The sequence below is a fragment of the Paraburkholderia sp. UCT2 genome, assembly GCF_014397665.1.
GTDB classification, from domain to species: Bacteria; Pseudomonadota; Gammaproteobacteria; order Burkholderiales; family Burkholderiaceae; genus Paraburkholderia; species Paraburkholderia tuberum.
Genome location: NZ_VZQO01000046.1, coordinates 37,746 through 53,331 on the forward strand (window position 1 = coordinate 37,746; position 15,586 = coordinate 53,331).

The following is a 15,586-nucleotide window of genomic DNA, read 5'->3' on the forward strand; positions in this document are numbered from 1 at the left end:
GCAAGAGGCCCGATGAACGCTGTAGCCACGGCGTTGCGCGCGGTGTACACGGAAAGCAGAGGAAGCGGCCTGAATGTCACTTTCGAGCGTCCAACAGGTGACGCTTTAGTTTGAGGTTGCAACGAGCATGTAGCCGAGGCCCCACACTGTGCGGATATGTCGCGGCGAGGTTGCCTCTGTCTCAATCACCTGTCGTAAGCGAAGAACTTGCACGTCAACGCTGCGGGCGCTCGCCTCATATTGCGACCCGCGCGCGCGCTCTATCAGATTTGCGCGGCTTACGGGACGGTTTGGCGTCTCCGCAAGCGCACACAGGAGACGCATTTCAGCTGCGCCGAGTTCGACGATGCCCGCTTCGTCCGACATCAATTCTCTACGCCGAACGTCCAGCCTGAAGGCGCCGAACCGCAAGCATTGCGACTCGCCTGCGAGCAGCACCTCGCCCCGCACGTTTTGCAGGCGCACCTGAAACTGCTGCCGACGTAACATCGCCCGAACCCGCGCTATCAGCTCGCTCGGCAGAAACGGTTTCGCGAGATAGTCGTCGGCGCCAATCTCCAAACCTACGACCTTGTCCGCGGGATCGCCACGCGCTGTCAGCATGAGGATGGGGATCGTCTCTCTCCGAGCACGCAACCGACGGCAGATGGACAGGCCGTCTTCGCCTGGCATCATGATATCGAGAATCAACAGGTCGAACGGGTAGCGCTCGATCAATACGTCCAACTCAATGCCTGTCTTCACCGCGCGCACCGAGAAACCTTGTGCCGTCAGAAAGCGTTGCAGCATATTGCGGATTTCAACATCATCGTCAAGCACGATGATGCGACCGGTTGGCAGATCATCTGACATATGATTAAGCAGACACCTCTAATAAAGCCTGTCTTTTAGTTCCTGTTTCCGATGCTACGCGGCGAACCGCTTAGCTTTGCTACAGCCGTCACGTGCCTCGGTGGGCGGCGACAATCTCGTCGAAGCGGGCTGCGCCGGGCGGCCTGCCGGCCTGCAGTTGCGCCTGCACTGCTTACCAATCCGCTTGATGTCTGCGGCGATACGTTGCACCTCAGACAGTGCCAGTGCGGCATGCAGTTCCGTAGCGGCATCCAATGCCTCCTTTGGCAAGAAAACGGACTTGCAATCCGCTAACACCTTCGCATGCATCTGCATGCCACAGGAAGTTCCGTATGGTTCGACGAACGGAATATACAAGGATCTCCGCACTGGATGTGTTGGAAAGGTATGTCAAAAGATGTCATCGATTGTGCTGGCCACAACACTGACTGGCGAAAGCCCACGACCGGCCGGCGCCACCCGTATGTACCGGGCATGCCATCCTGACTGCTCATATTACATCTGTCGCTCGTGGTCAGCGAGAAAGCGAGTGCACCCGTGCATTTGCGGACAGAAAAACAGGCCCCGTCGATGACATTTCTTGACATGATTTGCTAACACCTGGCGTTATGAAATTCGCCTACATTTCTTCGATCGATCGTGTGCTGCAGCTTCTGCGGTGCGCTCGCATTGCGGTTAGTCGCGGCCCCGGTCATCACTCGTTTGTGATCGTTATTCTCTTCCTATGTCAGCTCAGATTCTTCTAATCGACGACGACGCCGAATTGTGTGATGCGACTCGCCGCTACCTGGTAAGGTGGGGTTTCGACGTGTCAGTGCTACATGATGCGCGTTCGCTCGAACACCGGCTCAAACACGAACGCCCGGACCTGATAGTGCTCGATCTTATGATGCCGGGAGTCGACGGCTTGACGGCACTACGTAGGTTGCGCGCATCAGGCGACGACATTCCAGTCTTGATGCTCACCGCCCGCGCCAACGAAGAGGACCGCATCGCTGGCCTTGAATTGGGTGCCGATGACTATCTCCGCAAACCGTTTAACCCGCGTGAGCTGGTAGCACGGATTCAGTCAGTGCTGCGGCGCCAGCGCGCCGTACCCGATGCGGGCATTCCCCAACGACGGCAACCTTACACATTCGGCGCGTTCACGCTGGACTTTCAGTCGCGCACTCTGAATAGCGGAGAGACGTCTCTTACCTTATCTGCCAGTGAGTTTGCGCTGCTGCAGATTTTCGTTAATTCTCCCATGTGCACACTCACCCGCCGGCGTCTGCTCAAGTCACTTCATGGCGCGGAATCCGAGTCCGCCGATCGCGGCATCGACGTTCAGGTCTATCGTCTGCGCCGCATCGTGGAAACTGACCCGTCGACACCACGATTCATCCAGACCGTTCGCGGGTGCGGATACGTCTTCGTGCCGGACCTCGAAGAGCATGCTGCCGGCACATCGACTCACCATTCGCATAACTGAGGTCTCTGGTCGCCCTCATGCTGCTGTTGCGCCTTTCGCGGAATATGCGCTTATTGCTTCGAGCGCGACCAGTCGCCAAACTACTATACGGTAGCAGCGGCCAAGTGGTGACCACCGCGAACGCCATGGCAAGGGTAATCGAAGATAAGTCGAGGGCCGGCTCACTGACTCACTCAGATATACACGATTTTTGAGCGGCCGTTATATCCTGGTCGCTATCCGTGAACTGGACGCAGTTGCGCATCGTCCCTGCGGCGAGCTTCGGACAGGATGCAAAGCGGCCGCTATGCATCCCGCCCGCCCACGGGGCGGACACGAATAGACTCAGGTCAATAGTACGCGGGAGCGACGATCAGTGGCGGTCGAGGGACTACAACCAGTGGCCGAGCCATTATTGGACGACCCACCGGAACGACTACACAGCCGCTAAGCACCGCGGCACTCATGCAAAAACCGGCAGCAAGCGCAAAGCGACAAAGAACACGCGCATCAGGCATTATTTCAACTCCTTTCAATTGAGGCTCAGCGACTGGCATTAGGGATGCGTTCAGGCATTACCGCTGGGGACGAAGGCCCGCAGAACTTCTAGCTATCGGCTTGCGCATGGCGGGTTGTTAGCGTCGGGTTACCGGAGCGCGCAGCAGCCCCATCATTCGACGTGATGAGGCGACCCGATGGGACATATTCAATACACGGTTGAACCAGCCGAGGGTATTGAAGCTTGCCTTGCAAGCGCTTACTGCCGATGCTGCGCAGCGAACTGCTCGATCTGCTCAAGCGTCACGTACCCTTGATGCGTAGTATCGATCTCATCGAAATGGGCTGCGACGCGCGGCATACCTGCCTCCGCCTGTTCTTTCGTGAGCTTGCCGTCATGAGTTGCATTCGCGGCAGTAAAGCGCGCTTCCAACATCTGCTGCATGCTGCTCTGCGCGAACGCAGACGACACAGCGAACGTTGCAGCCAGAATAATGAATAAACGTTTCATCAAAGATTCCTTTAAGAAAATGAATGACGTGCACGGAATAGCCAGGGGACGAAGCTCGACCCAAGTTTCCAGCCGGCAGAATTCCAGGTCAAGCCATGCCACGACCATATGAGCGAAATCAGTACGGTGCGTAGTAGTAAGGTGGGGGGGCGCCATAGATTACGGCGCGGGGCGGCACGGGGCGTACAGGCACGACGATCGCTGCCGGACGAGGTGTTTCGATCGTATCTCCCTTTGCCGTGATGCATTGCGCGTACGCGTTGTCGTATTGCTGCTGCAACGACGCTTCGGTCTGATTGTGCTGCGCCGAGCCCATCATGCTGCCGAGCAGCAGTCCGGCACCCGCACCGATTGCGGCGCCGGCACCGGCGTTGCCCGCCCCGGCGCCGATCAGAGCCCCCGCCGCGGCGCCTCCAGCCGTGCCGACGGCGGTAGCAGCAAGTCCGGAGGTTGCCGGCTGATGCGAGGCCGCCGCCGGATTCACGACCTGCGTCGCGTATGTGCGGCAGCCATAGTCGTCCTGCTGGAACTGGTTGAGGGTCTTGCCGTTCGCTGGGACCGCCATGACGGTAGGCGCACTGGGCGGCGTAACCGCACACCCCGCCATGCCCAACCCAATAGCGAGGCTGACAAGCAGTGGCGCGATACGAGTCGATGTCAGATTCTGGTTCATTGATAGTTCTCTCACGATGATGCAGCGCGAAGTGAGCGCTCAGAAGTGGTAAGCAGCGCCCACCGATCCAAATACAGCCGCGCGTCGTTCAACGATCGGACTGTTCGCGGCATCGCCGAGCAAGGAACCGACGCCTAAGGCGCTTTGCAGTGACCACTGCTGGTTCAGCCGATGATCCCAGTCGACCTTGAGGTCGACTCGCGAAAAGCCAGCTGAGGGGTGATACGGCGAGAGGCCGGCCGTGCTGGACGCAGCCTGCTCGCTGTCGATACCGAACCGCGTCTGCTGCGAAGGTCCGTTGGACCACACGGCGTCGGCGGACACCGACACCCGGTCTACGGGCTTCTGGACCAGCGCATAGGACGCGCTCAGCGTGACACGATTGCCATAGCCGGCATGCGCGGACTGAAGGAAGCGCAGACCCGCGCTCGCTGGACCATAGTGCCAGCGAGCGAACGCACCGAAGTCGAAGGACGTTGCGATATCTCCGGTGCCGTTGAGCACCGCGGCATCGTCCTGGTTGCGGCCCAGTTGAACGCCGATCAGCGGGCCCACCGCAACACTCGGCCCCAACGGGTAGGCGACGCCGCCGGTGAGCCCCTGCACGAAGATTGCCCCGTTCAACAGCGACAGCAGGGGCAACGGCAGCACACGATAGGACTTGCTGCCTTCATAGTGGGGCAATGCGGTCACGTTGATGCCCACGCTATTGCCCGGCGACGACTGCGCCAACGCCGGTGAGTAATGCAGGCACTCAGTGGCGATGACGACGAGCGCGCCCAGCCACCGTCGTGCGCGGCCTCGCTTGAGAACCGCGGCGACAAAGCGATAGTCATGCATGTTCAAGCCCATCTATCGATGGTTGTCCGGCGAACCGCAACGCCCACGCTGATATCAATCGCCAGGGACCCCGCAGGCCCCGCAGGCGCCTTGCCGACAGCCATAGAAATTGCCGCACTGGCAGCAGACACGAGAACGATTTTAAATTTCACTGCACACTCTCCATGTGATGGATTCGCCCCACTGGCGAACCCCGCATGACACAGCCGCCAATGTAGAGAACCTGTGCGCTACATGTTGTTGGAAATGTGTTGCATGTCATGTCAAGCCACGTCGCGGGGAAGCGATACCGCACGAGTGGACGTAACAGGGCCTTGCACGCAGTTCGAGACGCGGACTTTGAAAAACGGTCGTGGGCGCTACCGGACTCTGGACCGCGCAGATCGGCAGACGACGTCACAACGGCGCGCCCGCCATCATGGGATCGAGCCTAACTCCTCGACGACATCCAGCCGCCGCCGAGGTTCTTCACCAGCCCAACGCCGCTTTTCGCCAGTGCCCCCTGCGTGTCGTTCAGGTTCTGTCTGGCCGTCAGTAGCGTCACTTGCTGAGTCAAATCGGACTGCTCGCTCGCGGTTCCGGCCGTCAGTTGCGCGGCGACGCTCTCAAGCAATTGCCGGTTGCGCTGGTAAATGTCGGCAAACGCGTGCTCCTGCTGGCGCAGATGGTTCAGCGACGACAGGCTGTCTTCCACGTTCTGGAACGCCGTGAGCACGGCTTCGCGGTAAGATGCGACGTCTTCGTCATAGGTCGCCTGCGCCTTGTGCACGGCGGCCACGCGGGCACCACCGTCAAACAGCGTGGCGGCAAGTGAGGGACCGAGCGACCACATCCGGGTCGGCAATGAGAACAGCGTCGCGAAGGTGTTGTGTTGCACGAGACCCTGTGCCGATAGATCGAGGTCCGGAAAGAATGCCGCCTTCTCTACCCCGATGAGCGCGTTCGCAGCAGCAGCGGTGCGTTCCGCGCTGACCACGTCAGGCCGTCTTTCCAGCAACGCAGACGGCAGCACGGATGGCACCTCGGGCTGGCGAAACACATAGTCGAGCCGCGGTGCAATCGACAACGAAGCCGGCGGCACACCGGTGAGCGCCGCGATTGCGTGTTCGTCCTGCTCGCGCGAGGTCTGTGAAATTTGCAGGTTCGCGACAACCGCCTCCTGCGTGTCCTGCGCATACAGCAGATCGACTTGCGACGCGGTCCCCTGTGCCAGCGCTGTGCGCGTGATCGCGAGAATCCGCCCGTTGACCGCCTCCTGCTGCCGCAACAGGTCGATGTCGATATCGAGCTGGCGGATGTCGAAATAGTCGGTCGCCAGCGTCGCGGCAATCGACAAGCGCTCGCCGGCAAGCGTCGCATCCGCGCTCTGCGCGTTCGCCTTGCCGGACTCGATCTGCCGGCGCACGGCGCCCCACAGATCGACTTCCCAACTCGCGTAGGCCTTCGCGTATTGCGACGTCGTGGCCGAGCTGTGCGAGGCCGACGCGTCGACACCGAGCGTCGGAAACAGGCTCGCCCGGTCTGCAGCGACGGTGGCCTGCGCGAGCCGATAGGCGGCCGCCGCGCCTGCAATCGACTGATTCGACTGCAGCGCTGCGTCGACGAGCCGGGACAGCTCGGGATCGTCGTACGCGTCCCACCACCGGGTTGAGAGCGATGCCTGCGGGTTGGGCGCCGCAAGTCGCCACTGTGTGCCCGCTTCCTTGAACTGCGTTGGAATCGCTACGGCCGGCTGGTGATAGTCCGGGCCGACCGCGCAGCCCGAAAGCCAAAGCGTGGCGCCGAGCGCACAGGCGCAGCAGCGCATGCCGACCGACACGGCCGACAGGAATCCGAGGGGCGATTTCATGCGTGTTTCCTTCGGCGCCGCAACCACTGCGACGCCCGATCGAGCCAGAGATAGATGACGGGGGTGGTATAGAGCGTGATGACCTGGCTGAACACCAGACCGCCGATGATCGAGATGCCGAGTGGCTTGCGGAATTCGGATCCGTAGCCTGACCCCAGCACGAGCGGTAGCGCGCCGAAAATGGCGGCGACCGTCGTCATCATGATCGGACGGAAGCGGATCAGGCCCGCGCGCACGATCGCCTCCTCCGGCGGCAGCGCATGCTGACGCCCTTCGGCAATCGCGAAGTCGATCATCATGATCGCGTTCTTCTTCACGATGCCGATCAGCATCAGCACGCCGATCAACGCGATGATCGACAGCTCCGTGTGAGTGAGCAGCAGCGCGATCAAAGCGCCGACGCCCGCGGAAGGCAGCGTCGAGAGAATCGTCAAAGGATGAACCAGATTCTCGTACAGCATGCCGAGCACGACGTACACCGACAACAGCGCGGCGAGGATCAGCAGCGGCTCGCTCGCCATCGACTCACGAAACGCTGCTGCCGTGCCCGCGAACGCGCCGGAGATACTCGCCGGCATTCTGAGCGCAGCGACGGCCTGGCTGATCTGCTGCGTCACGGGTCCGATCGATGCACCGGGGCGCAGGTTGAACGATACGGTAATGGCGGGGAACGTAGCCTGGTGATTGATCGAAATGGCGCTGGGGTCGGTCGAGAACCGGGCCATCGCGGCGAGCGGCACCAGCGCTGAACCGTTCGCCTGGGCCGCGGCCGACGGCGTAGCGGCGCTTGCGCCGGTTGCCCCCCCGGCGGCGGTCGTTGACGCGCCGCTCGTGGCGAGCGTCGGGCTCGCCGGAACATGGATGTCCTTCAGTACCGAAGGACTTGTCCAGTACTCGGGCGCCACCTCCATCACGACGTGATATTGATTCGCGCTCCCGTAGATGGCCGAGACCTGCCGTTCGCCGAACGCGTCATAAAGCGCCTCGTCGATATCCTTGAAGCTCACGCCCATTCGCGCGGCGGAGTCGCGGTCGACGTCGACACCGACCTGCATGCTCTTGTCCTGCTGGTCGGTGTTGATGTCGGCCAGCGCTGGCATCTTGTGCATCTGCGCGACTAACTTCGGCACCCATTGATCGAGTGTCGCCTGATCGTCCGCGGTAAGGGTGTACTGGTACTGCGCGGCGCTCTGTCGGCCACCGGCCGCGAGGTCCTGCAACGACTGCAGATAGAGCTGTGCCCCCGGCGTATCGGCAAGCCGTCGGCGCACCTGAGCGATCACCTGATCGGCCGACGCGCGACGCTCACCCAGGGGCTTGAGCGTGACGAACAGCAGCGCGTTGTTGAGCGCGTTCGCTCCCCCCACGAAGCCACCCACGAACGCGACGTTCGGATTCTCCTGCACCGCCTTGTTGATCACCTTGAACTGATGCTGCATCTCGTGCCAGGAAATGCTTTGCGATGCCTGCAGCGTGCCAAGCAGCAGCCCCGTGTCTTCCTCCGGGAAGAAGCCTTTCGGAACCACGGTGAACAGCCAGAGGTTCAGCACGAACACCAGCACCGTCACGCCACCCATCAATAGCGGATGCCGGATGACCCATCGCAACGACGTGCCGTACAGGCGAGAAAATCCGCTCTCGTGATGGTCGTCGCCGTTCCCGGCTTGCGGTCCTCCGCGCAGGAAAATGCTCGCCAGCATCGGCGTGACGGTGAGCGAAATCAGCATCGACATCACGATCGCAACGGAAAGCGACACCGAGAATTCACGCAGCAGCCGGCCCATCAGGCCACCCATGAACAGCAGCGGGACGAATACCGCGATCAGCGAAACGCTGATCGAAAACACCGTGAAGCCCACTTCCTGCGCCCCTGCGAGTGCCGCCTCGATGGGCTTCTTGCCGCGCGCCAGATGCCGCATGATGTTTTCGACGACGACGATTGCATCGTCGACCACGAAACCGGTCGAAATGGTCAAGGCCATCAGCGAGAGGTTGTTCAGGCTGTAGCCAAGGAAATACATGACCCCGAACGTACCGAGCAGCGACAGCGGTACGACGATCGCTGGAATGAGCGTCGCGCGCCAGCTGCGGAAGAACGCGAACGTGACGGCCGTCACGAGCACGATCGATACGAGCAGGGTGATCTCGACGTCGAGCAGCGAGCCGCGGATCGTCTTCGTGCGGTCCACCGAAATCGCCAGCTTGATGGTCGACGGGATCGCCGCTTCGAGCGCCGGCAGTTCGGCCTTCACGTTGTCGACGGCGTCGATCACGTTGGCGCCCGGTTGCTTGTAGAGGACCAGCAACACGGCCGGCTTGCCGTTCGACAGGCCGTAGTTCTCAAGCTTCTCGACATCCTGACGTACATAGCCGAGGTCCGACACACGCACGATGTTGCCGTTGTTCTGCCTGACGATCAGCCGTCCGTAGTCGGCGGGCGAATACAGCATGTCGTTCGCGCCGATCGAATAGTTCTGCCCGCTCGCCGACATCGATCCCTTGGGCAAATCGACATTCGCATTCCCGATCGTGCTGCGGATCTGTTCGAGACTGATCCCGTAGTGGCTTACCCGGTCCGGATTCAGTTCAACCCGCACAGCCGGTAGCGCGGCGCCGCCCACCACCACGTTGCCGACACCGGTTGTCTGCATCAGCTTCTGTTGCAGCACCGTCGAAGCAGTATCGTAAAGCTGGGCCGGCGTGGCCGTGTCGGAGGTCAGACTGATCACCAGGATGGGCGAATCCGCGGGATTGACCTTGCGATACGTCGGGTTGCCGTCCATATTGGGCGACAGGTTGGTTTGCGCGGCGTTGATTGCAGCCTGCACATCGCGCGCCGCGCCGTCGATATTCCGGCTCAGGGCGAACTGCAACGTGATCTGCGTCTGCCCGCGCGAGCTGACCGACGTCATCTGGGTGAGGCCCGCAATATGGCCGAACTGCCGCTCGAGCGGCGTGGTGACCGAGGTGGCCACCGTCGTCGGATCGGCGCCGGGCAGTTGCCCCTGCACCAGGATCGTAGGAAAGTCGATTTCGGGCAGTGGCGCGACCGGCAGCAGCCTGAATGCCAGGATACCGAACAGCGCAAGGGCGACCGCCAGCAACGTCGTCGCGATGGGCCGCCTGACGAATGGGCCAGACAGGTTCATTGCACATACTCCGCTGCGATCGGCTCGTCCGCGGCAAAGCGTCTTTCCAGACGATGCATCGCCAGATAGATCACCGGCGTCGAGAACAAGGTCAGCAACTGGCTGACGCACAGGCCGCCGATAATCGCGATGCCAAGTGGATGCCTCAACTCGGAGCCCATGCCGGAGCCGAACGCGAGCGGCAGTGCGCCGAACAGCGACGCCATCGTCGTCATCAGGATCGGACGGAAGCGCTGTTCAGCCGCACGCCGGATCGCATCGTGTGCGGACAGGCCGTGGTTGCGCTGCCCGTCCAGCGCGAAGTCGATCATCATGATCGCGTTCTTCATCACGATGCCGATCAGCAGCACGATTCCGATCAGCCCCATGATGTCGAACTGGGTTCCGGTCATCAGCAGCGCCAGCAGCGCGCCAAGCGCCGCCGAGGGGAGCGTGGACAGGATCGTGACCGGATGAATGAAACTCTCATACAGGATGCCGAGCATCAGATAGACCACGATCACGGCAGCGGCGACCAGATACCCTTCGCTCGCCAGCGACGACTGAAAGGTCGCGGCCGATCCTTCCAGCGACACCTGGACGGACTGCGGCAACCCTATCTGCTCCTTGACCCGCTCAAGACGGGCGATCGCCGTGCCGAGGCTGTATCCGGGAGCGAGGTTGAACGACACGTCCGCATACGGGAACTGGCCGTTGCGATCGATCCTCAGCGGCGCGGGCATTACCTTCATCGTCGCCATCGACGCGAGCGGCGCGAGGCTGCCCGACGACGTATCGACATAGAGTCCTGAAAGCAGATGCGCAAGGTCGTCGGCGTTGTTTCTCGCGACCAGCACCACGTGATACTGGTTCAACTGCGTGTAGATCGTCGACACCTGGCGCTGACCAAACGCGTCGTACAGCACGTCGTCGATCGCCTGCGGCGTGATGCCGAGGCGCGACGCGGTATCGCGGTCGAACGTCAGTTGCACCTGATTGCCTGACTGCATCGCCTCGCTCTGCACGTCGGCGAACGCCGGATCGCCGCGCAACGCGCCAACCAGCGCGCCCGTCCAGCGAGTCAGCAACGCCGGATCGGTCGACTGTACGCCCAGCCGGTAGCTCGTCGTCGACACGGTGTCGTCGAGCGTCAGATCCTGCACCGGATGCAGAAACAGGCGCACGCCCGCGAGGTCTGCGGTGTCATCGGTCAGGCGGCGGATCACCTTGTCGATGCGCGCTCGCTCGCCCTTGTCCTTCAGATTGATCAACAGCGTGCCCTGATTGATCGTCGGTCTCGTCTGGTCGATGCCGACGAACGACGAGAGACTTGCGACTGCCGGATCGCGTGCGATCCGGTCGACGACCTGCTGCTGTTGGCCGATCATGCGCTGGAACGAAATGGTCGGTTCGGCCTGCACGACACCTGCGATCAGACCTGTGTCCTGCTCGGGAAAGAAGCCCTTCGGCATCAGCATCAGCACGACGAACGTCAGCGTGGCCGTCAACACCACCGATGCGATCGTCAGGCGCCGATGCGACAACACCCAGTCGAGACCGCGTATGTACCTGCTGTTGAGCCGGTCGAAGAAATCGACCCGATGCGAGTGTCGCTGCGCTTTTAACATGCGCGAGCACATCATCGGCGTAAGCGTCAGCGATACAAACGCCGAAAGGACGATCGCGACCGACAGCGTCAGCGCGAACTCGCGGAACAGGCGCCCGACCACGTCGCCCATGAACAGCAACGGGATCATGACCGCAATCAGCGACACGGACAACGAGACGATCGTAAAGCCGATCTCCTTCGCACCCTTGATCGCGGCCCTCAGGGGCGTTTCCCCGGCCTCGATGTAGCGCGTAATGTTCTCGATCATTACGATCGCGTCGTCGACGACAAAGCCTGTCGCGACAGTCAGCGACATCAACGTGAGGTTATTCAGCGAAAAGCCGAGCCCATACGCGACCGCGAGCGTGCCAACGAGCGACAGCGGCACGGTGACTGCGGGAATCACGGTAGCGGGCACATTGCGCAGGAATACGAAGATCACCATCACGACGAGCGCCACGGCGATTGCCAACTCCGTTTCGACGTCGGCAACCGACGCGCGGATCGTCTTCGTGCGATCCGTCAGCACGGCGACCTTCACCGATGCGGGCAAGCTCGCCCGCAGTTGCGGCAACAGCTTCTGCACGCTATCGACCACATCGATCACGTTGGCGCCCGGCTGCCGCTGGATGTTCAGCACGATAGACGGCGTGCTGTTGGTCCACGCCGCCTGTTGCAAATTCTCGGCGCTGTCGATCGACCTGGCGATCTGCGCCAGCCGAACCGGTGCGCCTTGCCGGTACGCGATGATCAGGTCGCGATAGTCCGCCGCCGATTGCAGCTGGTCGTTCGCGCCGATCGAATACGACTGGTATTTCCCGTCGAGACTGCCCTTCGCCTGGTCAACGTTGGCATTGCCGAGCGCGGTGCGCACGTCGTCGATCGACATGCCGAGTGCGTTGAGCGCGCCGGTATCGGTCTGCACCCGCACGGCCGGCCGCTGACCGCCGCTGATCGTGACGAGGCCCACGCCTGAAATCTGCGAGATCTTCTGCGCAAGCCGGGTATCGGCCAGGTCCTCGATCTTCGTCAGCGGCAGCACGTCGGATGTCAGCGACAGCGTGAGCACCGGGGGGTCGGCAGGGTTGACCTTGCTGTAGACAGGCGGATACGGCAGATTAGCCGGCAGAAAGCTCGAGGACGCATTGATCGCGGCCTGCACTTCCTGCTCGGCGACGTCGAGCGAAAACGACAGATCGAACTGCAACGTGATCACCGACGTGCCATTCGAGCTCGTCGAGTTCATCGCCTTCAACCCCGACATCTGGCCGAGCTGTCTTTCGAGCGGCGAGGTAATCGACGAACTGACCACATCCGGGCTTGCGCCGGGATACTGCGTGTAGACCTGGATCGTCGGATAGTCGATTTCCGGTAGCGCCGAAACAGGCAGCAGGATGTATCCCAGCACCCCGGCCAGAAACAACGCGATCATCAACAGCGCGGTCGCAATGGGCCGCTCGATAAAGATTCGTGAAGCGTTCATCGTCAGCTCCGCTCAGTGCGCCACGACTTTCACGATCGAGCCGGTATCAAGCCTGTCTGCACCGTCGGTCGCGACCCTCTCTCCTGCCTTCACACCACCATCGAGAATCGCCGTGTCGTCGCCTTTTACCGGTCCGGTCTTCACGTTGCGCAATGCCACTGCGCCCGCGCCGCCGATCACGAAAACGAAATCGCCGTTCGCGCCATGCTGGATTGCCGTAGTCGGCACGACCGGAATCCGGTGCAGCGTGTCGACCTGCATACGCACATTCACGAATTCGTTCGGGAACAGCGCGTTGCCGGAATCGGGGAAGACGGCCTTGACGTTGATCGTGCCGGCACTCGTATTGACGAGGTTGTCGACCGCAAGCAGCGAGCCCTTTGCGAGCAACGATTTGCCGTCACGGTCATAGGCCAGCACCTGAACCTCCCCCTGCGACATCGCCCGCCGGATCTGCCCCAGGTAGTCTTCCGGCACCGAGTAAATCACGGTCGCCGGCTGCAGTTGCGTGACGACCGCGATACCGGTCGTGCTGGTGCTGCTCACGTAGTTGCCGGGGTCGACCTGGCGCAGACCCACCACGCCGTCCACGGGAGACGTGATGGTGCAATAGCCGACCTGAACCTGCAGATTGTTCACGTTGCCCGTGTCCGCCAGCACGGTGCCTTCGTCCTCCTGGACGGCAGCAACTTGCGTATCGAGCGTCTGCTGCGTAATCGAGCCCGCTTTGATCAGCTGCTGATAACGTTGCAGGTCCAGTTTCGCGTTTGCGAGTACAGCCTGGTCATGGCGCAGCGTACCCTGTGCCTGCAGCAACTGCGCTTCGAGCGCCCGCGAATCGATGCGTGCAATCACCTGTCCTTTCCTGACCGTCTGCCCCTCGTTGAAATCGACGGAACGCAGTATCCCGTTGACCTGCGTGATGACCGTGACGGTGCGTGTCGGTGTCACGGTGCCGAGCGAATCGATGTAGACAGGAACATCGGTAACCGAAGCCGCAACCGCGCTCACGGGTATCGGATCTGGTGCGACAGCCGTCTGACGGTGACCGTGAGCCTGGTGGAACCACCCAACGGCCACGACGCCGGCCACGAATATACTAAGTAGCGCAAAGTATCTTGTAAGGTTTTTCATCATACAACCTGAAAAATGGCCATCTCATCAAATGCTCACGCTGCCCTGCCAGACCCTTTGGGCGGGGCTCGAGCGTCACATTAAGTCGAAGGCCGTGCGACACACCGCGACGACGGCGCAGTCATCGCGCCGACAAGTGCCCGTTAAGGAATGGGAATTTGCACCACGGCCTTGAGTCCGGACGGCGCATTCTGGAAGAGATCGAGCGTGCCGCCATGCTGCTGTGCGACGTGCTCCGCTATCGCGAGGCCGAGGCCGCTCCCGCCCTTTCGATCCGCCTCTGAGCCGCGCCGGAATGGTTGCTTGATCAACGACAGAAGCTCTTGAGGCAGGCCCGGCCCCCGATCCTCAACCGCAATCGTGACACTTCGCGCGTCCACGGCAGTCCGGACTGCGAGCCCGACCTGACCGTACACGACCGCGTTCTGCATCAGGTTCATCAACAGGCGCTGCATGCCGACCGGTCGGAACGCAACAGGTGGCAATTCCGCGAGCGACAGTTCGAACGTGCGACCGAGACCTGCATAGTCGGCGGCGAGCTGTTCGATCAGCGCGTTCAGATCGCCGTGCGTCGCCGGTTCGCTATCCCACCCACGGGCGAAATCGATAAACTGCTGGACGATCGTGTCGATCTCCTCGACAAAACGTTCCGCGCTGGCGGCCGGGGCCTCGAACGACTCCGGCGCGAAGATGGCCATGCGCAGCTTGGTCAGCGGCGTGCGGATATCATGCGATATGCCCGCAAGCATTTCGGCGCGCGTCGCTTCGAGATCTTCGAGCGTCGACGCCATCCGGTTGAACGCCTCCGCTACTGTTGCCAGCTCGCGCGGCCCGCTCACGGGAACCGCTTCGGGCCAAACGCCACGCTCGATGGTGCCGGCAGCGCGCGCCAGCCGGCGCAGCGCCTGTTCGACCGGCCGGTGGATCAGATAGGCCCCAAGAGCAGGAAGGGTAGCCGCACTTAACAACAGGCCGATCAGCGCCCAAGGCAGCGTACTGCTCATGGCCGACGTTCCACGCAGCGCCACCCAGTACCGCACGTCCTGCACATGTAGACGCACCCAGATCCGGTGCCCGTCGCGCTCCCAGCGAAGCTGTTCGTCCGGGGCAAGTTCCGATGCCAGTCGACCGAAAAAGCGGTGCGCCATGTAGTCGGGAGGCAACCCGTCGCGAGCCTGTGGCGGCGGCAGTTCACCTTGGGGCGCTCCGTTCATTTCGAGCAGTTGCCGGTTTCGCTCGTCGTCCGGTAGGACTGACAACAGCCGGTCCAGGATCCGGATCTGCGATGCCACGAGCGCTGCGCCATCGTCAACTCTTGGCTTCTGGATAAAGTTCAGATAGACGGCAAAGACCAGGATCTGACTTGTCAGCATCAGTACAATCAACAGCAATACGTTGCGCGCGAAAAGGGAACCCCGCCATACCGACATACCGCTTCCTTTCATCTCGCTCTCTCGATGACCTGCTACGCAGGTATACATAAAACAGTCAGATGCCTTTTGCATTCGATTGACCGGTCCCGGGATCGCAGTGGGTCCCCTGCATCCTTGCCCGGGAAA

At 61.7% G+C, this 15,586-nt stretch carries 10 protein-coding genes; 1 reads left to right on the plus strand and 9 read right to left on the minus strand.

The window, feature by feature from the left end; all coding sequences use genetic code 11:
- Nucleotides 1-105: 105 nt before the first annotated feature.
- Entirely contained in the window at nucleotides 106-852 is a 747-nt protein-coding gene (locus tag F6X39_RS28860) for a response regulator (protein ID WP_187619077.1), read from the minus strand.
- A gap of 724 nt (nucleotides 853-1,576) precedes the next feature.
- Here F6X39_RS28860 and F6X39_RS28865 point away from each other — a divergent pair.
- Nucleotides 1,577-2,323, plus strand: a complete 747-nt coding sequence (locus F6X39_RS28865) for a response regulator (RefSeq protein WP_187619078.1) — start codon at nucleotides 1,577-1,579, stop codon at nucleotides 2,321-2,323.
- A gap of 736 nt (nucleotides 2,324-3,059) precedes the next feature.
- On the opposite strand, the gene F6X39_RS28870 is transcribed toward F6X39_RS28865, so the two are convergent.
- The 8 genes from F6X39_RS28870 to F6X39_RS28905 all read right to left on the minus strand — a co-directional run bounded on the left by F6X39_RS28870 (nucleotide 3,060) and on the right by F6X39_RS28905 (nucleotide 15,472).
- Complete coding sequence (locus F6X39_RS28870; protein ID WP_184062163.1) at nucleotides 3,060-3,311, minus strand: EF-hand domain-containing protein; 252 nt, start codon at nucleotides 3,309-3,311, stop codon at nucleotides 3,060-3,062.
- A 118-nt stretch (nucleotides 3,312-3,429) separates the two neighbouring features.
- Entirely contained in the window at nucleotides 3,430-3,876 is a 447-nt protein-coding gene (locus F6X39_RS28875; RefSeq protein ID WP_187619079.1) for a glycine zipper domain-containing protein, read from the minus strand.
- A gap of 147 nt (nucleotides 3,877-4,023) precedes the next feature.
- A complete protein-coding gene (locus F6X39_RS28880; RefSeq protein ID WP_262414846.1) occupies nucleotides 4,024-4,824 on the minus strand; it encodes a MipA/OmpV family protein in 801 nt (266 codons plus the stop codon).
- A gap of 430 nt (nucleotides 4,825-5,254) precedes the next feature.
- Complete coding sequence (locus F6X39_RS28885) at nucleotides 5,255-6,673, minus strand: efflux transporter outer membrane subunit (protein ID WP_187619081.1); 1,419 nt, start codon at nucleotides 6,671-6,673, stop codon at nucleotides 5,255-5,257.
- Nucleotides 6,670-9,822, minus strand: a complete 3,153-nt coding sequence (locus F6X39_RS28890) for an efflux RND transporter permease subunit (RefSeq protein ID WP_187619082.1) — start codon at nucleotides 9,820-9,822, stop codon at nucleotides 6,670-6,672. The genes F6X39_RS28885 and F6X39_RS28890 overlap by 4 nt, the downstream gene beginning before the upstream one ends.
- Complete coding sequence (locus F6X39_RS28895; RefSeq protein ID WP_187619083.1) at nucleotides 9,819-12,893, minus strand: efflux RND transporter permease subunit; 3,075 nt, start codon at nucleotides 12,891-12,893, stop codon at nucleotides 9,819-9,821. The genes F6X39_RS28890 and F6X39_RS28895 overlap by 4 nt, the downstream gene beginning before the upstream one ends.
- Nucleotides 12,894-12,905: 12 nt before the next feature.
- On the minus strand, nucleotides 12,906-13,904 hold the full coding sequence (locus F6X39_RS28900; RefSeq protein ID WP_187619084.1) for an efflux RND transporter periplasmic adaptor subunit: 999 nt from the start codon (nucleotides 13,902-13,904) through the stop codon (nucleotides 12,906-12,908).
- Between the two features lie 266 nt (nucleotides 13,905-14,170).
- Nucleotides 14,171-15,472 (minus strand): ATP-binding protein, encoded by a 1,302-nt coding sequence (locus F6X39_RS28905; protein WP_262414845.1) that lies wholly within the window; start codon nucleotides 15,470-15,472, stop codon nucleotides 14,171-14,173.
- Between the last annotated feature and the right edge of the window lie 114 nt (nucleotides 15,473-15,586).